This window comes from Flavobacterium niveum, assembly GCF_055231775.1.
This window is the reverse complement of sequence record NZ_JBUYSX010000007.1, coordinates 173,424-191,606: the sequence shown is the minus strand read 5'-3', so window position 1 is coordinate 191,606 and position 18,183 is coordinate 173,424. Positions and strand designations below refer to the sequence as shown.

Sequence of the window (18,183 nt, the reverse complement as noted above, 5' to 3'; positions counted from 1 at the left end):
AACTATTCAGCAAGTAATGCCTGGTATAAATCATAGTTCTCTGCATCAAAGCACACAAAAGTCACTTCTTCTATGGTACCATTACCTGAAAGAAATTCTTTAACTGTACCCACAGCTACTTCAGCCGCACCTTCCTTGGGGTAACCGTATATCCCGGTACTGATATTAGGGAAAGCAATGGTAGTAACACCATTTTCTACTGCCAAAGTGAGACTGTTTTTGTAGCAGTTGGCCAAAAGCGCCGGTTCGTTTTTATGGCCACCGTTCCAAACCGGCCCTACCGTATGGATAACATATTTTGCTGGCAGCTTACCCGCCGTAGTAATCACCGCTTCACCGGTTTTGCATTTGCCCTGACGGTTGCGTATTGCCCTGCATTCCTCCAACACTTCCGGGCCACCTGCACGGTGTATGGCACCGTCTACCCCACCACCACCAAGCAATGAGGAATTGGCTGCATTAACAATCGCATCAACCGCCACCTTAGTTATATCTCCCTGAATAAGCTTGATCTGTGCCAAAACTTTTAAAACTTCGTGTTTTTTTCAGCTTTCCAAAGGAAAGCCTTTGTGTTCATTAATACGAATACTTAGCGAACTTTGTGAAAACCTTGGTGTTCGTTGTGGTAAAAAACACACCCCTAACCCCTCTCAGAGAGGGGAACAGCTTCACTCAAATCTAAAAACAAATTCTGAATTTAATTTATCTGGAACAATGCGTTACTAAACAACAAGTTGCCGCTTTCCCAAAAACCACGGAACAACGGATTGTCTACCATATACACTACCTTGCCGCTGCCTTTATAATCTACGGCAAACGTTACGGTTTCGGCCAGTTTCCGTTTAAGGTTACCTCCAATAAACCCGAAACTCTTGTACCCTGACGGCACATAGGCCACATTCACTGCACCTTTAAGCAGCTGATAGGCTGTACCCGAAGTCTTCAGGCTAAAGTATTTATTGCCCAGGCCATAGCTAAGCGGATGGGTAGTGTCCAGTGTATTTTCTACAATAGCCCCCGATACCCCATTTGAAAGCTGTTCGCGCACCATATTGTCAAACGTATAAAAACGCGCATCAAGTGCAGCGGCTTCCGACCTTTTTTTAGAGGCTTCACGGCTTTCTTCGGTTGCAAAACGGGTAAGGTTGTACCCGGCACGGTCTTCAAACAGGTCCAGTGCGGTGCCTATGGCTATCACCTTGCCGCCCTGGCTTATGTAGCTGTCCAGCCTTGTTTTGTCGGTATCGCTAAAATCATAATAGCCTTCGGCCAATACTATCGTTGTAAAATCGTCAAGGTTAATGCCCCCGAAATTCTTCACATCCATGATACTTACAGGGTAACCCGCCATCTGGTCCATATAGAACCATACCTGCCCGAAATCAGTGCTGCTGATACCGTCACCCGAAAGCAACAGTACTTTCGGCGCTTTCAGAAGCGGATAGGCTTCTCCCCCCAGATCGCTGCCATTTACGGCATAGCCGCTGTCCAGCACTTCGTAGTCCTTTTTGCCATCCAGCATTACGCCCATGGTCTGTGCAAAGCCGGTGAGCTGCGGGTTGTCGCTTTTAAGTACTATAAGGTCGCCGGGGCTCATTTTTATCCCCCTGAACAATGCAGGCTTACGCGCGCTACGTACCTTAATCTTATTCTGGTGCAATAACGAAAGCACTTTTACAGCCGACCTCCCCGACCACGGAATGTAAAATGCAAATACATTCTCGTACTCCAGCTTGCCTTTATAGGTATAGTCTTTTTTAGTTTTGATTGATGCATATTTCTTTAGCGCATATGCCTCGGCGCCGTAGGCATGCGGCACATCCCAGGCGGTAATATCATACGAAAGGCTGTCGCTAAGGCGCTGTACCGGCTCAAACAATATCTGTGTCAGTATTGCCTTTGGTTGGTCGGCGGTTACAATAAGGTCGTTTGGCTCTACGGTAAAATCGTCTTCCTTGTCGGTAGTATAGCGGTAGCCGCTTAGTTTTTTGGTTTCATCTGCGTAGGCAAATTTTATCTTGTTGCGCGTAAGCAGCTGCACCAGTTCGGGCAGGCGGCCATTGTTCTTTACAATATACGTACGGTATTTCCCCTTAGGGTTTTCACGGCTGTCCTTAAAATACGCCCTGAAGTTGCGCATCAGCATGCTCTTTTTCCATGCGGCGGTTTCCACCACGCTCAGCATGGCTACGGTATGGTGGTCTATACGGTCCTGAAGGGTAAGGGTATTGCCGTTGTTCAGCTTTACAGCACGGCCAGCGCCAATACCGCCCTGTTCAAACGTCATGCCCACGGCACCGTTAAAGCTCGGGTAGGTATCGCCATAGCTTGGGTAAAACAGGTCGAATACCTCACGCGAATAATAATTCCAGCCTTTGGTATCAAACTTTTTAGAAGTCATTTGCCCTATGGCTTCATAGAAATCCTTTTGGCCTTTGGTAATAAAATCGTGCATAGGCTCAGCCGGCGGGGGAAAGAAATACGGGTCGTCATAACCCATTTCGTGCACATCGGCATGCACCATGGGCATCCACTGGTTGTACAGGGCTATACGCTGCTGCGATTCGGGTTGCACCTGCCATGCCCAGTCGCGATTCAGGTCGTACAGGTAATGGTTTTCACGCCCTCTCGGCCAGGGTTCCATGTGCTCACGGTCGTCCGGGTCCGGGTGCAGGTTGGCCCCGGTAATGCTGTGCAGCCAGTTGCCATAACGCGAAAAACCGTCGGGGTTCAGGCACGGATCCAGTATAATAATCATGTCCTTTAGCCATTCCTTCGTGTCTTTATTATCGGGATTTACTAATTGGTATGCCACATTCATAGAGCTTTCGGCAGCAGCAGGTTCGTTGCCGTGCACGTCAAAGCTCAGCCATACGATAAGTTTATCGGGTGCGGCAGCTTTCAGGTCTTCCAGCCCGGCAGCGGTAAGGTGGCCTTTGCGGATGTTTTCCAGTTCCTTCAGGTTTTCGGGTGTCGAAATAAAATACACGCTAAGGTTGCGCCCCTCGGCGGTTTGCCCATACACCTGCTGTTTTATCATATCAGAACTCTGTACCAGCTGCGCAAAATACGCCTCAAGCTGGTGGTAGTAAGTAACATGCCTGCCGTAGTCGGGCAGAAAGGTATCGGGACTTTTGGGTTGGGCAAAGGTAATCAGCGTATACAGGGAGACTAAGGCGGCCAGGATGTGCTTCATTGCGAATAGGGAATAGTTTGTACCAAATGTAAGGATTTACGGCGCCAATAAAAAATGAGCCACGAATTTCACGAATTTCGTTGATTCCGGAGGAGCGGCATATATAGGTGCCGCTTCTATCGATAGCGCGGATTTTCAATCACAAGTGTTCGAAACATGAATTTTATCTGTTAAAGAACCCCGGAGGGGTGGCATATCTATAGCTCTTGGATAGGTAAGAGTGAGCAGAGCTCCAGGGGAGCGGCATATTTATACGATTATATGCCGTTCCTCCGGAACTCCTTTGCTTGCCAAATCATTCATCTTGCTATAGATATACCGCTCCTCCGGAGCTGATGAAAGGTTTCGAACAGTTATGATTAAAAATCCGCGCTATCGGGGTTATTGGCAATACATTACTTCCTGAATTTGTGAAATTCGGGAAATTTGTGGCAAACCATAATAAGCACAACATTATTCCCCACACATGACTAAAGTCAGGCTTTTCGCTAATTATGCGGCCTACTTTTGACCTGTAATTCAAAACACAGGTTTTATGAAAAAACTAACTTTTGCTGTAATAGCCCTGGCGCTGTTCGGCTTTAACACCACTCAGGCACAAGAACAGGAAAACACTAATCCAAACGATTTTTACCGCTGGCAGGTGCGTATGCGTGCCGTGGGTGTAATACCGGCTGAAAGTGCCGATATTAGCACAATCGGTGGCGATGCCGCAATATCTAACAGCTACATCCCCGAACTGGATTTTACGTATTTCTTTACAAAAAACATAGCCGCCGAGCTGATACTGGGCACTACCAAGCATGATGTGCATACCACGGCTTCAGACATTTCTGCCATAGGCGGGCCTACAAGTACTGATGTAAACCTTGGCAGCGTGTACCTGCTGCCGCCTACCCTTACGCTGCAATACCATTTTTGCGCAGGCCAGGCCTTTAAACCGTACGTAGGCGCGGGTGTTAACTACACTATTTTTTACAATACCGAGGCCGGCACTACTGTAAAGGATGTAGAATATAACAACGCTTTTGGGTATGCATTCCAACTGGGGTTTGACTACAACATAAGCGACCGCTTTTTTATAAATGTTGATGCCAAACAAATATTCCTGAAAACCGATGTTACCGTAGATGCAAGCAACCTGGCCACAGGGCTGGAAATTCCTGCGAAGGTAGACATCAACCCGCTTTTACTTGGCGCGGGTATAGGATACCGTTTTTAGTTTTTGGAAAGCCAAATGATGGTTTTTGTGTAAGGTGAAAGCCGCTCTTGTGATGGGGAGCGGCTTTTTTGGTTATACGGTTATTTGGCAATGCGGTTATTCGATTGTTGTGGATTTGTGGATTTGTTGATTTGTTGATGTATTAATTTGGCAACATAAAATTGCGCGATAACGAATCAACTATGTCCGAGTGAAGCTGCTCCCTCTCTTTTGGAGTCCCGATAGCTATCGGGAGGAGAGAGGCTTACACCTTATGCAACGCCGTTATAAGCAAATCAATATCTTCTTTGGTATTAAAATGGCTCAGGGATATACGCAGCGAGGGTTTCTTCACCTCATCTTCAGGTAATATTTCCTTCAGTACGTGCGAAGGTTTTATGCTGCCGCTTTGGCACGCACTGCCTCGGGACACCGCCACACCCTGCATGTCAAGGCTAAAGAGTATCATGCCGGTTTTATCATCCGGCAACGGAAACTGTATGTTGGCCATGTTATAAAACAGCTTCCCCGCCCCCTGCCCGTTTATTTTATATCCCGGGAAATGGGCATCAAGTTGGGCATACAGGTATTCTTTTAATGCCGTAATGTAGGCGCGTTCCTCGTCAAGGTGTTTGTACGAAAGTTCCAGCGCCTTAGCCATTCCCGTTACCTGGTGTACGGGTTCGGTACCGGGGCGCAGCCCTTTTTCCTGTTCGCCGCCAAAAAGTATCGGCTGCATGGGCAGGTTCTTACGGATGAATGCAAAACCAATCCCCTTAGGTCCGTGGAACTTGTGTGCACTTGCTGTAATAAAATCTACCGGAAGGGTTTTAAGGTCGAGTTCCGTTTTACCTACCGACTGTACTGTATCGCTATGGAAATATGCCTTGTACTGGTGGCACAGGTTGCCCATAGCAACCAAATCAAGCACCACTCCTGTTTCGTTATTTACATGCATAAGGCTTACTAAAGTAGGTACATCCTCCTGTAAAAGCGTTTCAAGGTGAGCCGGGTCGGGCAGGCCGCCGGGCAGCAGGTTTACGTATTCGGCAGTAATGCCTAACTCCGCCGAAAGCTCGTGCACAGTATTCAACACCGCATGATGTTCGGTGGTACTGCTGATGATGCGCTTAATGCCCAGCGCCTTTACCGCACTGCGCAGTAAAAAATTATTTGCCTCAGTACCGCCGCTCGTAAAAATAATTTCACGTGCTTCGGCGTTAAGGTAACGGGCTATGTCCTTGCGGGCCGTTTCCAGCAGTACCTTAGCCCCGCGCCCAAAGCTGTGCGTAGACGAGGCATTGCCGTATTCGGCCAGCGTATGGGCTATTTCGTGTACTACTTCGGGCCGCAGCGCCGTAGTAGATGCGTTATCGAGATAAGCTTTTTTCATTGCTGCAAAGTTAGCTAATTTTGGTTTTACCGCCATTAGAAGCATAAGCATAGCCACTAATTACACAAATTAACCGAATTTGGCCTGTGCTGCATGATTAACATTAGTGAAGATTCGTGGAATTCGTGGCTTTATAAAAAAAAACGCATGGAATGCGTGCCGGGAAGCTAATTGCGAAAAGCTTTCTGTAAACCGTTAAAAACATTATTTTTGCCATTAAAATAAAACCTATGAAAAAAATATTCGCGCTTATCGCCTGCATGATGCTGCTTACAGCCTGCGACGACGGAGAGCTTACCTTTAATACCTTTAACTTTGAGGGCGACCCCCTGCCTTGTGATTTTGCCGAAAACACCTATATTACTGTAAACGAAAACGAGGTACTGATACTGAGATTTGACGATGATGACCTGCTGAATGTAGAACACGGGGCATTACCAGTAACCCTTAGCGAAGGCAATATAGAATACCGCGTATATAACAGCAGCGGCCTTACCACCAGCAATATCTGCGGCGACCTGGACAACCCAAACCTTTCGGTACGCGAAACCTGGGAAGGCAGTGGCAACCTTACCATAACCACTACAAAATCAGTTGACGCACAGGGCATGGTTACCTACTACCACTCTATAAACCTTATAGATGTAAGCTTTACCCAGGGCGAAAAAACCATACGTGTACAGGACAACTACCTGGGCCAGATAAAAAAACCGATAGGCTTTTACTTTGATTTTGCTGAGGGTACAGAGGAATCAAACCTGTTTTCGGCATGTACCAGTGAAAAGTATTTCCTTAACAACACGAATTCTAACGACGAAGTAATACTGCTTAACATACCTGAAGAGAGTATACCTACCACTACGGGTATAACCAATCCTCCGATTACACTTAGCGTAGATAATGATGGCGTATATTTCACATTCATAAAATACAGCAGTACCGGCCTTAGCCCTGAAATTATTTGTAATGGTAATGTGCTAAGCCCCGTACCTGAACAAATATGGGCTACCCAATCGGGCCAGCTTATTATAGATACCCAAAGCGTGGGCGGGGAACTTGTACACATAATGTACCTGAAAAACGCTGTGTTTTATAACACCCTGAGTAATGGCGAAACCTTTGCCCCTGAGGGCAATACCGATGACCCTACCGGCGGCACAGAAGATGTGTACTACCTGGGCAGGTTTGTACCATAACACCAATAAACTACCTGTATATAAAAAACAGTAAGCCCCGCATTGTAGCGGGGCTTACTGTTTTTATATGAAGTATCAACTTAACTCTCAGGGTTTTCATCGCCGGTAACCTGGCCTTCCTTTACGGCTTCGGCTCCTACATATATCAAGGTACCGTGGTTTTTAAGCGAATACCCTTTATCTGAATGCAGTGACCACGCACCGTTTACGTAGATATTATCGGCTTTCTTTTTAAGGATAACCGAAGTCTGCGTATCGGGCAGGTACAGTTCGGCATTTTCTTTTTCTTCATCAAAAACCACAAACGCACTCTTTACCGCACTTTCATCTTCCACTTTTTCTACCGAGTTCAGCCTGTAGGCATCTTCCACCGGGCGTATGCAGTCGTTTTTCAGCACACTCCACCTGTACCCTGCCGAAATCACACAGCCGTTTTTGTCCGTTTCCGTTTCGGTACCCATAACCTTAGTGGTATCGGCCTTTGCGGTTTTAGCACTGTCGTCTTGCTTTTTCAGTATATAATCGCAAGACACCAGGCTGCAACAGGCCATGAGTAACAGTAAAGGCTTTTTCATCAATCGTATCTTAATATGGAATATAAAATTACGCTTTTTTATTTAACTGTACCGGCGTACAGCGTAGATTGTATGGTTTCGTAAGTAACCTTGCCGTCGCTTTCTACAAAGTAGCGGATAAGCACATCGCCCCAGGCAGTACCGTTGCTAAAATCGGCTATTATCCACCTGTGGTTTAGCACCTTTACGTGGTTTATAAGGAATTTTTGTCCGTTTAGCGGTTCATTTTGCGTTAGCGGATTGCCCTGCGGGTTGGTATTCAGTTCCATGATACCATCTTTCACTTTGGCTTCCAGTGCCGGGGTATCCATAAAGCCGCCATCGGCAAAATAGTCTACCACATTGTCATTTCCCTGCATAGAAAAATAACCGGCATCTTCCTGCATGGCCTTAAGGCTGTCGCGCGATGATTTCAGTTGTTTCTCTATACCTGCCACGCGTTTAGCTTCGTACTTGGTTTGCCCGGTAAGGTACATATAGGTAAACAGGTTAATGCACACCGAAAAAACAAACAGGTACAGGAATAAATTCTTCTTCATTTTATAAGGTAATTTGAAGGTTATCGTAAGCTAAAAATACATTTTCGGGCAGCTGCGCCGATACTTCCGCATGGAAGCCGAGCATGTGACTTATGTGGGTAATATAGGTTGTTTCGGCCTGTATGCGACCTATCATTTCCAGGGCTTCCTCCAGGTTCAGGTGGTTGTCGTGCGGTTCTACACGCAGCGCGCTGATAACCAAAACCTTGAGACCCTTTAATTTTTCAATGTCGCTTTCGGGTATTGTCTTTACATCAGTAAGGTAGGCAAAATCGTCTATACGGTACCCGAAAATAGGCAGTTCGCCATGCATTACCGTTATGGGCAGCACCGTTTTATTGCCTATGGTAAAGGGTTCGTCATCGCGTACCTCGTTTATAGCCACGGTAGGCACACCTGGGTACTTTTCGCCTTCCTTAAATATATAGTCAAAACGTTTTTTAAGGCCGTCTATTACACGAGCATGTGCATAAATGGGAATATCGCCCTGGCGGAAGAAAAACGGGCGGATGTCATCGAGCCCGGCAGTATGGTCGGCATGCTCATGGGTATACAATATACCGTCGAGTTGTGTACAGCCGCTGGTAAGCATCTGTTGGCGGAAATCGGGTCCGCAATCTATTACATACGAGTGGTTTTCCCAGGTAATCCACACCGAAACCCTGAGGCGTTTATCCCTTTGGTCGGTGCTCAGGCACACAGGATGCGTACTCCCTATAATGGGTATGCCCTGCGATGTACCGGTACCAAGAAACCAAACGTTCAAAACTGTGTATTTTTTCTACAAAAATAGCATTATTTGTTTTATAAAACGCAGTGATTTCCTAACTTTGCAACATATCTTTCAGCGCTATGAAATTTTCAGATAACGAAATCAAAGTAAAAGGCGACCGCGAAATAACCCTGGTACCGTCTATTAAGGATAAAGCACTGCGTATCAACCTGAACGAGAACATTTACGGCACCTTTGCCGAAATTGGCGCAGGGCAGGAAACCGTAAGGCACTTTTTCCGTGCGGGTGGTTCATCAGGTACCATCGCAAAAGCGATGTCGGCCTATGACAAAGATTTCAGCGATGCGATATACGGCATTGAATATGACGGGCGCTACGTTACCGAAAGCCGCCTGAAAAAAATGCTGGGCCACGAGGTGCGCATTATGGAAGAAAGGCTTAACCGCGACAAGCACCCCAGCAAAGTATTTTTCAGCTATGCCAATACGGTTGCTACCATAGACTTTGCAAAACAGTTTAAAGGCCACGGCTGGGTGGGTATACGCTACCAGATAGAGCCGGATGAAGACTACAACGAAATTACCCTGCACATACGTTTTAAGGAAACCGATGCACGCCTGCAACAGGAAACCCTGGGCATACTTGGCGTAAACCTTATATACGGCGCATTTTATAAATACAACGACCCCAAGAAGCTGCTGCGCTACCTGTATGACCACCTGGATAAAGACCAGCTGGAAATAGATACCATCAACTTCAGTGGGCCGCGCTTTGCCGATGTAGACAACAGGCTTATGAGCCTTCAGCTGGTAAAGAACGGCATGACCGATGCGGTAATGTTCGACCCGAACGGGCACAACGTACTGCCTGCCGCCGTACTGTACAAAAAGAACATACTGGCACTTAGGGGTAGTTTCCGCCCGGTAACCAAGGTAAACATGGATATGTATGAAAAGGCATACCAAATGTTCCTTGAAGAAAACAAAGTAGACAAAGCCAATACCCTTGTGGTATTTGAAATAACCCTGAGCAACCTTCGCAGCGAAGGCGAGATAGACGAACGCGACTTCCTGGACCGTGCCGAGCTGCTGTGTTCTATGGGGCAAACGGTAATGATATCTAACTTCCAGGAGTACTACCGCGTGGTAGAATACTTCAGCGCGTATACCAAAGCCCGTATGGGCCTTGCCATGGGCGTGAGCAACCTGGTAGATATATTTGACGAGAAATACTACCGCCACCTTAGCGGGGGCATACTGGAAGCATTCGGTAAGCTGTTCTACCGCGACCTTAAGGTGTACCTGTACCCTATGAAGGATGAAGAAGGCAATGTGGTAGACTCAGAAAACCTTATGGTGCACCCGCGTATGAAGGAGCTTTACAAGTTCTTTAAGTTTAACGGCAAGGTAATAGACATCACCGATGTGGACACCGACCTTCTGAACATCTTCAGCCGCGAAGTACTCAAACTGATAAGCAAAGGGAAACCGGGTTGGGAACCTATGCTACCTGCAGGTATCTCTGAAATTATAAAGCAAAACCATCTCTTTGGCTACGACCCGAAAAAGGAACCTGCCGAACAGGTATAAAAATATTTTGATTGATGAAGCTGCCTGAAAGGGCAGCTTTTTTTATGGATTTCACCACAAGGGACACGAAGTTTTTTCACGAAGGGCACTACGAAGTTGAAGTTATCCGCCGTTAGCGGAAGGACACAAAGCCGGTGCGCAAAGCCCCGTGAACTTCAATCCCATAATTGGGATTGTAATCTTAGCCTAACATAACACTGTATTACCTTGTGTACTCCGTGAGAAAACCTGGTGTACCTTGTGGTAAAATTAAAAGAGGCAATATTAAACCTTAGCCCTTGTAGTAAATACAATAACCAGCAGTGCCATAAGCGCCACAAATAAAAACGACACCCTTAGGTTAAAAGCATCGGCGAGGAAGCCAATAATAGGCGGCCCTATAAGGAATCCTAAAAAGCTGATGGTACTCACCGCCGCAATTGCAGGCCCCGGCGCCATGGTAGTGCTTTTACCTGCCACGCTGTATACCAGCGGCACTACGCTGGATATACCTGCACCTATAAGCATAAAACCTATTATTGCAGGAACCAGGTACGGGAATGCTATGGCAATAGCAAGCCCGCTAAGGCTCAGCATACCGCTTAGCTGTAACGTACGTTTCAGGCCGAAACGCGCTGCAAAACCATCAGCAACAAAACGCCCGGTAGCCATCATGCACATACCGGCTGTAAAGCCAAGCCCGGCATTGGCATCATTGGCAAGCACCACTTTTTTAAAGTAAATCGTTGTCCAGTCAAACATCGTACCTTCTACCACCATAGAGCAGAATGCAATAAGCCCAAGCGTGATAAGCGCAGCATCGGGTTTGGTAAACGCCGATTGTTTTTTCTCCCCCGAACCCTTATCGTCGTTCAGGTAACGCCAGCAGATAAATACCGAACCTACCGTTACTACAGCAATAAACACAAAGTGCATAAACGGCGGTACCTTCTGCCCTATCATAAACGTGCCGATACCCCCGCCTATAAACCCGGCCAGGCTCCACACCCCGTGGAATGATGCCATTATCGGTTTCTTATACAACAACTCAGTGGCCACCGCTTGTGCGTTTACCGATACGTTTACCGCATTGCTGCAAAACCCAAACACCATAATATTCAGCGCCAGCAGGTACATATTAGGCATCAGCCCCAGCCCTATTAACGAGGTTCCGTACGCAGCAAGCGCAGTACATACTACTTTGCGGCTGCCGAAACGGCTTACCCCCCAGCCCGAAACCGGTAGCGAAAGCATAAGCCCCACAGGCATGGCAAACAATACGGCGCCAAACTGCCCGTCAGATATGGAAAGCTTTTCCTGTATGGTAGCTATACGCGATGCCCAACTGCTGAAGCAAAGCCCTGCCATAAAAAACATGGCTGCCACAGCCCTCCGTATAATAGCGGGTTGATATTTTTGTGTCATTTTGAAACAATGATAATTAGTCTGCAAAGATAAAATTACAAGTGTAACTTTTACAATTATTATTTGGTTTCCCCTATTTGTAAAAATTATTTAGCGCAAGCACAGCCGCAAAGATACCCTTAACTATACAATTAACAATTCTGTAAGAGTAGTCAGTGCCAATTATTTCCGTAATGTTAATTATCGGGCTAAAAATTACAGAGTCAATATTTTTTTGGTAAAACACTTGTATATGTGAAAAAATTAGTGTTATTTCGACACTTATTATTTTATAACTTCTTTAACAGTTATAATACACACACAATTACAAGTAAAATTTCGGGCCGTTAGCCCATAAACAAACATCAAAATTTTTACCATCAGTTATGATAAACTTAAAGACATTCGAAGTATGGTTTGTTACCGGAAGCCAGAACCTTTATGGCGAGGAAACACTAAAACAAGTTGCAGCCCACTCACAGGAACTGGCCAAAGGCCTTGATGCCAGCGGAAACATACCTGTAAGGGTGGTATACAAGCCTACCGTAAAATCTACACAGGAAATATACGATACACTTGTAGCTGCCAATACTGCCGAGAATGTAATAGGTGTTATCGCATGGATGCACACCTTCTCCCCTGCCAAAATGTGGATACGCGGCCTTGCTGCGCTTAAAAAGCCGCTACTGCACCTGCACACGCAGTTTAACCGCGACATTCCTTGGAATTCTATAGATATGGATTTCATGAACCTAAACCAAAGCGCCCACGGCGACCGTGAGTTTGGTTTTATGGTATCGCGCCTGCGCAAAAACCGTAAGGTAGTTGTAGGCCACTGGCAAGACCCTGAAGTAGAAAAACAAATAGGCGACTGGAGCCGTGCAGCAGCAGGCTGGTACGACTGGCAAGGTGCTAAAATAGCCCGTTTTGGCGATAACATGCGCTTTGTAGCCGTAACAGACGGTGATAAGGTAGAAGCCGAGCTTCAGTTTGGTTTCTCTGTAAACAGCTATGGTATTGGCGACCTAGTGGCCCTTATCGATGCGGTTACAGACGAGCAGATAAAAGAACAGATTGCAGTATACAACGCTGAGTACACCGTAGCAGACGACCTTAAAGAAGGTGGTGCACGTTATTCTTCAGTTTTTGAAGCAGCCCGCATTGAAGTTGCCCTGCGCAAGTTCCTTGTAGACGGTGGCTTTGTTGGCTTCTCAGATACATTTGAAGACCTGCACGGTATGGTACAGCTTCCGGGCCTTGCAGTACAAAGGCTTCTTGCCGAAGGCTTTGGCTTTGCCGGTGAAGGCGACTGGAAAACCGCTGCCCTTGTGCGCGCATTTAAAGTGATGGGTGCCGGACTTGAAGGCGGTAACGGCTTTATGGAAGACTACACCTACCACTTCGACCCGAACAACGAACTTGTTCTTGGTTCGCACATGCTTGAAATTGATGCCTCACTTGCCGCTACCAAGCCAAGCCTTGAGGTACACCCGCTTGGAATCGGCGGAAAAGCAGACCCAGCACGCCTTGTGTTTAACGTAGCCGGTGGTGCTGCACTAAACGCTTCTATTATAGACGTGGGTAACCGTTTCCGTATGATTGTAAACGAAGTAGAAGCCGTAGAAGTAGAAAACGAACTACCGAAACTACCGGTAGCACGCGTACTGTGGAAACCGCTTCCTGATATGAAAACAGGTTGTGCCGCATGGATCTACGCCGGTGGCGCACACCACACTGCCTATAGCCAGAACCTTTCTGCCGAGATAATCCAGGACTTTACAGAAATGGCCGGTATAGAGTTTATCCGCATTGGCAAAGGCACCACTATAGACAGCATTAAAAACGAGTTAAGGTGGAACGATGCAGCGTTTAAATAAAACGTTGTAGCATTTATGTAAAATTTTTATGTGCCTATGATAGATTTTAATACTATCTTAGGCACCGCTATAACCAAAATCCTTAACACACACAAATTATGGGCAACTTTGCTACTATAGATTATGTAATTTTTATCGTGTATTTCTTCCTTGTTGCAGGCTATGGCTACTGGGTATACCGCAACAAGAAAAGCACAGAAGAAAACGTATCAGACTCAAAAGACTTTTTCCTTGCCGAAGGCTCACTTACATGGTGGGCTATCGGTGCATCATTGATTGCGTCTAACATTTCTGCAGAACAGTTTATCGGGATGAGCGGTAACGGTTTTGTGGTGGGTGTAGCCGTAGCGGCTTACGAATGGATAGCCGCACTTGCACTTATTATTGTGGCCGTATGGTTTATACCGGTGTATCTTAAAAACAAGATATTCACCATGCCGCAATTCCTGGAAAGCAGGTATAACCAGACTACCAGCCTTATCATGTCGGTATTCTGGCTGTTCCTTTACGTATTCGTAAACCTTACTTCTATTTTGTACCTGGGCGCAATCGCTATAGCCGGTATTGCCGGACCCGAGTACTTCCACATCATTGTAATAGCCATGGCCATATTCTCATTGGTAATTACACTGGGTGGTATGAAGGTTATCGGTTTTACCGACGTAATACAGGTAGTAGTGCTTGTAGTAGGAGGCCTTGCCACTACTTATATAGCACTTACTAAAGTAGGTGAACACTTCGGCCTTGGCCCTGATGCCCTTGCAGGCTTTAACGCCATGGTACAGGATGCGCCGGAGCACTTTAAGCTGATGGTAGACAAACCTACAGCTGCTTCGCCACAGGCAGATATAAACAAATACCTTATGCTTCCGGGCATAGCCATGTATTTTGCAGGTATCTGGATTGTAAACCTTAACTACTGGGGCTGTAACCAATACATCACCCAACGTGCCCTTGGAGCCGACCTTAAAACGGCACGTACCGGTATCCTTTTTGCAGGTTTCATGAAGCTTGCCATGCCGGTTATCGTTATGCTTCCGGGTATTGCTGCTTATGTACTGTATAAAAACGGTGCACTTCAATCTGAAATGGGTATAGGCGAAGCCTTTAAGGCAGACAACGCTTACTCTGCGGTACTTACCTTCCTTCCTACAGGCCTTAAAGGGCTTTCGGTAGCGGCGCTTACTGCTGCTATTGTGGCATCGCTTGCAGGTAAGGCAAACAGTATCTCTACCATCTTTACACTGGATATTTACCAACGCTATATCAACAAAGAAGCTTCTGAAAAGAAACTGGTTATCGTAGGCCGTCTTGCCATCCTTGCGGCAATCGTATTCTCGGTAGGCCTTACCTGGAACGACGCACTGGGCATAGGCGGTGAAGGTGGTTTCACTTTCATCCAGAAATATACCGGCTTCTTCAGCCCGGGTGTATTTGCCATGTTCCTATTAGGTATGTTCTGGAAACGTACTACAGGCTCAGCAGCTGTAGCGGGTGTAATAGCGGGCTTCGTGCTTTCTATCTTCTTCAACAGCTTTGCAGTAGATGTATTCGGCCCTGAAACCCTGCTTTGGACAGCTTATAAAAATGCAGCAGGCGTATACGAAATACCATTCCTTATCTGTATGGGCTGGGCATTTGTATTCACCATGCTGCTTATGATAGTAATGAGCCTTACCGGCCCGAAAATCAACCCGAAAGCGTTCCAACTGGATACCAAGATGTTCCGTGTGGAGCCGTCTACACTGGCGCTTATCGTGGTAACACTGCTTTGCTTAACGGCCCTGTATGTAAAATACTGGTAATTAACGAACTTTAACTCACACAATATGAAGTTTTTTATTGACACCGCTAACCTTGCCCAGATAAAGGAGGCCCATGAAATGGGGATTCTGGACGGCGTTACCACCAACCCTTCGCTTATGGCTAAGGAAGGCATAACAGGCCACGAAAATATTATTAACCACTACAAGGCAATCTGCGAAATTACTGATGGCGACGTAAGTGCCGAGGTTATCGCTACAGATTTTGAAGGCATGATACGCGAAGGCGAAGCCCTTGCTGCACTGCATGAGCGTATAGTGGTAAAACTACCGATGATTAAAGACGGTGTAAAAGCCGCTAAATATTTCTCTGAAAAGGGCATTAAAACTAACGTTACCCTGGTATTCTCTGCCGGGCAGGCACTGCTTGCCGCTAAGGCGGGTGCCACGTATGTATCGCCGTTCCTGGGCAGGCTGGATGACATCTCTACAGATGGCCTTAACCTGATTGAGGAAATACGCCTTATATATGATAACTACGGTTATGAAACGCAAATCCTGGCTGCTTCTGTACGCCACGCTATGCACATTGTAAACTGTGCCAAGATAGGTGCCGATGTTATGACAGGCCCGCTTAGCGCAATGACTGCCCTGCTTAAACACCCGCTTACCGATAACGGCCTTGCACAATTCCTTGCAGACCACGCGGCAGCGGCTTCTAAAAACGCTTAATATTTTATGGAAAAAATAACCGATATTAAAAAACTTGAGGCTGTAGCAAGCCAGGTACGCCGCGACATAGTGCGTATGGTACACGGCTGCCAGAGTGGCCACCCGGGTGGTTCACTTGGTTGTGCCGACTACGTAACGGCGCTGTACTTTAACGCTATGGACCGCAAAGAAGGCTTTGATATGGATGGTAAGGGCGAAGACCTTTTCTTCCTTTCTAACGGCCACATCTCTCCCCTGTTTTACAGTGTGCTTGCCCACGCAGGCTACTTCGATAAAGCTGAGCTTGCCACATTCCGTAAGCTTGATTCACGCCTTCAGGGCCACCCTACCACGCATGAGCACCTACCGGGTGTACGCATTGCGTCGGGTTCGCTTGGCCAGGGCATGAGCGTGGCTGTGGGCGCTGCCCTTGCCAAAAAACTTAACGGTGATAACAAGCTTGTATATGCACTTTTTGGTGACGGCGAGCTTCAGGAAGGCCAAATCTGGGAAGCGGCTATGTTTGCACCGCACAACCGTGTAGACAACCTTATCTGTGCCGTAGACTACAACGGCCAGCAGATAGACGGCCCTACCAGCCAGGTACTTTCACTGGGCGACCTTAAGGCTAAATTTGCAGCATTCGACTGGACAGTTCTTGAAAGCGAAGGTAACGACATGGCGACGATAGTAGCCAAGCTTGCCGAAGCTAAAGAGCTTACCGGCCAGGGCAAACCTATTGTTATCCTGCTTAAAACAGGTATGGGCCACGGTGTGGACTACATGATGGGAAGCCACAAATGGCACGGTGCAGCCCCTAACGATGCACAGCTTGAAGCAGCATTAGCGCAACTTGAGGAAACGCTTGGCGATTATTAATTTAAAGATTGAAAAATTTAAACATTGAAAGATTCGTAGTGATGGATAGCATCCTGAATTTTTAAATCTTTCAATCATTAAATTCTTAAATGAAGAACAAATGAAAAAATATACCTATACAGAATCAAAAGATACGCGCTCGGGCTTTGGGGCCGGATTGCTTGAAGCAGGCAGGAAAAACGAAAACGTGGTGGCGCTTTGTGCCGACCTTGTTGCCTCGCTGAAGATGCAGGACTTCATTAACGAGTTCCCGGAGCGTTTTATACAGGTGGGTATTGCCGAAGCCAACATGATAGGCATGGCGGCAGGCCTTACCATAGGTGGTAAAATTCCGTTTACCGGAACGTTCGCCAACTTCTCTACCGGCCGTGTATACGACCAGATACGCCAATCTGTAGCGTATTCAGATAAAAACGTAAAAATATGTGCTTCTCACGCGGGCCTTACCCTTGGTGAAGACGGTGCAACCCACCAGATACTGGAAGACATCGGCCTTATGAAGATGCTTCCGGGCATGACGGTTATTAACCCATGCGATTACAACCAGACAAAAGCCGCTACTATAGCTATTGCAGAGCACGAGGGCCCTGTATACCTGCGTTTCGGCCGTCCGGTAGTGCCTATCTTTACTGATCCTGACCAAAAGTTTGAAATCGGTAAGGCATGGATGGTAAACGAAGGTGCCGATGTATCGATATTCGCTACAGGCCACCTGGTTTGGGAAGCTATTAAAGCCGGCGAAACCCTTGCCGAGCTGGGCATTGATGCAGAAATCATCAACATCCACACCATTAAGCCGCTTGATGCTGAGGCAGTACTTAAATCAGTAGCCAAAACCGGCTGCGTGGTTACTGCCGAAGAGCACAACCGCCTTGGCGGCCTTGGCGATAGCATAGCGCAGCTGCTTGCTACAAACAACCCTGTACCACAGGAGTACGTTGCCGTAAACGACAGTTTCGGCGAAAGCGGAACCCCTGCACAGCTAATGACCAAATACGGCCTTGATGCAGAACACATCGTGAAAGCCGTACAAAAGGTTATTGCACGTAAAAAATAATATCCGAAAAACCATTTATTAAATTCAACCGAAAGCCATTTTACTGAACCAACGGTTCTTTAAAGTGGCTTTTATTTTACAAACTCACGCA

General features: G+C 46.8%; 15 protein-coding genes. 8 read left to right on the top strand and 7 right to left on the bottom strand.

Annotated elements, in window-relative coordinates; all coding sequences use genetic code 11:
- Positions 1–2: 2 nt before the first annotated feature.
- Together ACZIX4_RS17405 and ACZIX4_RS17400 are read right to left on the bottom strand one after the other, a co-directional pair.
- Complete coding sequence (locus tag ACZIX4_RS17405) at positions 3–521, bottom strand: O-acetyl-ADP-ribose deacetylase (protein WP_463336917.1); 519 nt, start codon at positions 519–521, stop codon at positions 3–5.
- Positions 522–697: 176 nt separating this feature from the next.
- On the bottom strand, positions 698–3,196 hold the full coding sequence (locus ACZIX4_RS17400; RefSeq protein WP_463336916.1) for a M14 family metallopeptidase: 2,499 nt from the start codon (positions 3,194–3,196) through the stop codon (positions 698–700).
- Positions 3,197–3,731: 535 nt separating this feature from the next.
- Between ACZIX4_RS17400 and ACZIX4_RS17395 the strand changes: the two genes are divergently transcribed.
- Positions 3,732–4,418: an OmpW/AlkL family protein gene (locus tag ACZIX4_RS17395; protein ID WP_463336915.1), complete on the top strand. Its 687-nt coding sequence runs from the start codon at positions 3,732–3,734 to the stop codon at positions 4,416–4,418.
- A gap of 244 nt (positions 4,419–4,662) precedes the next feature.
- Here ACZIX4_RS17395 and ACZIX4_RS17390 read toward each other — a convergent pair whose 3' ends face one another.
- Complete coding sequence (locus ACZIX4_RS17390) at positions 4,663–5,790, bottom strand: cysteine desulfurase family protein (protein WP_463336914.1); 1,128 nt, start codon at positions 5,788–5,790, stop codon at positions 4,663–4,665.
- Between the two features lie 230 nt (positions 5,791–6,020).
- Here ACZIX4_RS17390 and ACZIX4_RS17385 point away from each other — a divergent pair, with 230 nt between their 5' ends.
- Positions 6,021–6,986, top strand: a complete 966-nt coding sequence (locus ACZIX4_RS17385) for a hypothetical protein (RefSeq protein WP_463336913.1) — start codon at positions 6,021–6,023, stop codon at positions 6,984–6,986.
- Positions 6,987–7,066: 80 nt separating this feature from the next.
- On the opposite strand, the gene ACZIX4_RS17380 is transcribed toward ACZIX4_RS17385, so the two are convergent.
- Genes ACZIX4_RS17380 through ACZIX4_RS17370 form a run of 3 tightly spaced genes read right to left on the bottom strand, consistent with a single transcriptional unit; the run spans position 7,067 to position 8,866 of the window.
- Positions 7,067–7,561: a hypothetical protein gene (locus tag ACZIX4_RS17380; protein ID WP_463336912.1), complete on the bottom strand. Its 495-nt coding sequence runs from the start codon at positions 7,559–7,561 to the stop codon at positions 7,067–7,069.
- A gap of 38 nt (positions 7,562–7,599) precedes the next feature.
- Positions 7,600–8,100, bottom strand: coding sequence for a hypothetical protein (locus tag ACZIX4_RS17375; RefSeq protein WP_463336911.1), 501 nt, complete (start codon positions 8,098–8,100; stop codon positions 7,600–7,602).
- 1 nt (position 8,101) lies between these two features.
- Complete coding sequence (locus ACZIX4_RS17370; protein ID WP_463336910.1) at positions 8,102–8,866, bottom strand: MBL fold metallo-hydrolase; 765 nt, start codon at positions 8,864–8,866, stop codon at positions 8,102–8,104.
- Between the two features lie 86 nt (positions 8,867–8,952).
- On the opposite strand from ACZIX4_RS17370, the gene ACZIX4_RS17365 reads away from it, so the two are divergent.
- On the top strand, positions 8,953–10,422 hold the full coding sequence (locus ACZIX4_RS17365; RefSeq protein ID WP_463336909.1) for a TonB-dependent receptor: 1,470 nt from the start codon (positions 8,953–8,955) through the stop codon (positions 10,420–10,422).
- A 264-nt stretch (positions 10,423–10,686) separates the two neighbouring features.
- Here ACZIX4_RS17365 and ACZIX4_RS17360 read toward each other — a convergent pair whose 3' ends face one another.
- Positions 10,687–11,826, bottom strand: coding sequence for an MFS transporter (locus ACZIX4_RS17360; protein ID WP_463336908.1), 1,140 nt, complete (start codon positions 11,824–11,826; stop codon positions 10,687–10,689).
- A gap of 365 nt (positions 11,827–12,191) precedes the next feature.
- On the opposite strand from ACZIX4_RS17360, the gene araA reads away from it, so the two are divergent.
- The 5 genes from araA (at position 12,192) to ACZIX4_RS17335 (ending at position 18,092) form a co-directional block, all read left to right on the top strand.
- A complete protein-coding gene (gene araA / locus ACZIX4_RS17355) occupies positions 12,192–13,682 on the top strand; it encodes an L-arabinose isomerase (protein ID WP_463336907.1) in 1,491 nt (496 codons plus the stop codon).
- A 98-nt stretch (positions 13,683–13,780) separates the two neighbouring features.
- Positions 13,781–15,487 carry a sodium:solute symporter family transporter gene (locus tag ACZIX4_RS17350; protein ID WP_463336906.1) on the top strand — a complete coding sequence of 569 codons (1,707 nt, stop codon included), beginning with the start codon at positions 13,781–13,783 and terminating at the stop codon, positions 15,485–15,487.
- A gap of 24 nt (positions 15,488–15,511) precedes the next feature.
- On the top strand, positions 15,512–16,177 hold the full coding sequence (fsa, locus tag ACZIX4_RS17345; RefSeq protein ID WP_411406857.1) for a fructose-6-phosphate aldolase: 666 nt from the start codon (positions 15,512–15,514) through the stop codon (positions 16,175–16,177).
- Positions 16,178–16,183: 6 nt separating this feature from the next.
- Positions 16,184–17,035: a transketolase gene (locus tag ACZIX4_RS17340; protein WP_463336905.1), complete on the top strand. Its 852-nt coding sequence runs from the start codon at positions 16,184–16,186 to the stop codon at positions 17,033–17,035.
- Between the two features lie 100 nt (positions 17,036–17,135).
- Positions 17,136–18,092 carry a transketolase family protein gene (locus ACZIX4_RS17335; protein ID WP_463336904.1) on the top strand — a complete coding sequence of 319 codons (957 nt, stop codon included), beginning with the start codon at positions 17,136–17,138 and terminating at the stop codon, positions 18,090–18,092.
- The last annotated feature ends 91 nt before the right edge of the window (positions 18,093–18,183 follow it).

Excerpts from the sequence above, each read along its gene's own strand:
- ACZIX4_RS17340 (WP_463336905.1), top strand. The coding sequence starts at position 16,184 with ATGGAAAAAATAACCGATATTAAAAAACTTGAGGCTGTAGCAAGCCAG.
- araA (WP_463336907.1), top strand. The coding sequence starts at position 12,192 with ATGATAAACTTAAAGACATTCGAAGTATGGTTTGTTACCGGAAGCCAG.
- ACZIX4_RS17395 (WP_463336915.1), top strand. The coding sequence starts at position 3,732 with ATGAAAAAACTAACTTTTGCTGTAATAGCCCTGGCGCTGTTCGGCTTT.
- ACZIX4_RS17335 (WP_463336904.1), top strand. The coding sequence starts at position 17,136 with ATGAAAAAATATACCTATACAGAATCAAAAGATACGCGCTCGGGCTTT.
- ACZIX4_RS17385 (WP_463336913.1), top strand. The coding sequence starts at position 6,021 with ATGAAAAAAATATTCGCGCTTATCGCCTGCATGATGCTGCTTACAGCC.
- ACZIX4_RS17375 (WP_463336911.1), bottom strand. The coding sequence starts at position 8,100 with ATGAAGAAGAATTTATTCCTGTACCTGTTTGTTTTTTCGGTGTGCATT.
- ACZIX4_RS17350 (WP_463336906.1), top strand. The coding sequence starts at position 13,781 with ATGGGCAACTTTGCTACTATAGATTATGTAATTTTTATCGTGTATTTC.
- fsa (WP_411406857.1), top strand. The coding sequence starts at position 15,512 with ATGAAGTTTTTTATTGACACCGCTAACCTTGCCCAGATAAAGGAGGCC.
- ACZIX4_RS17380 (WP_463336912.1), bottom strand. The coding sequence starts at position 7,561 with ATGAAAAAGCCTTTACTGTTACTCATGGCCTGTTGCAGCCTGGTGTCT.
- ACZIX4_RS17390 (WP_463336914.1), bottom strand. The coding sequence starts at position 5,790 with ATGAAAAAAGCTTATCTCGATAACGCATCTACTACGGCGCTGCGGCCC.
- ACZIX4_RS17365 (WP_463336909.1), top strand. The coding sequence starts at position 8,953 with ATGAAATTTTCAGATAACGAAATCAAAGTAAAAGGCGACCGCGAAATA.
- ACZIX4_RS17360 (WP_463336908.1), bottom strand. The coding sequence starts at position 11,826 with ATGACACAAAAATATCAACCCGCTATTATACGGAGGGCTGTGGCAGCC.
- ACZIX4_RS17400 (WP_463336916.1), bottom strand. The coding sequence starts at position 3,196 with ATGAAGCACATCCTGGCCGCCTTAGTCTCCCTGTATACGCTGATTACC.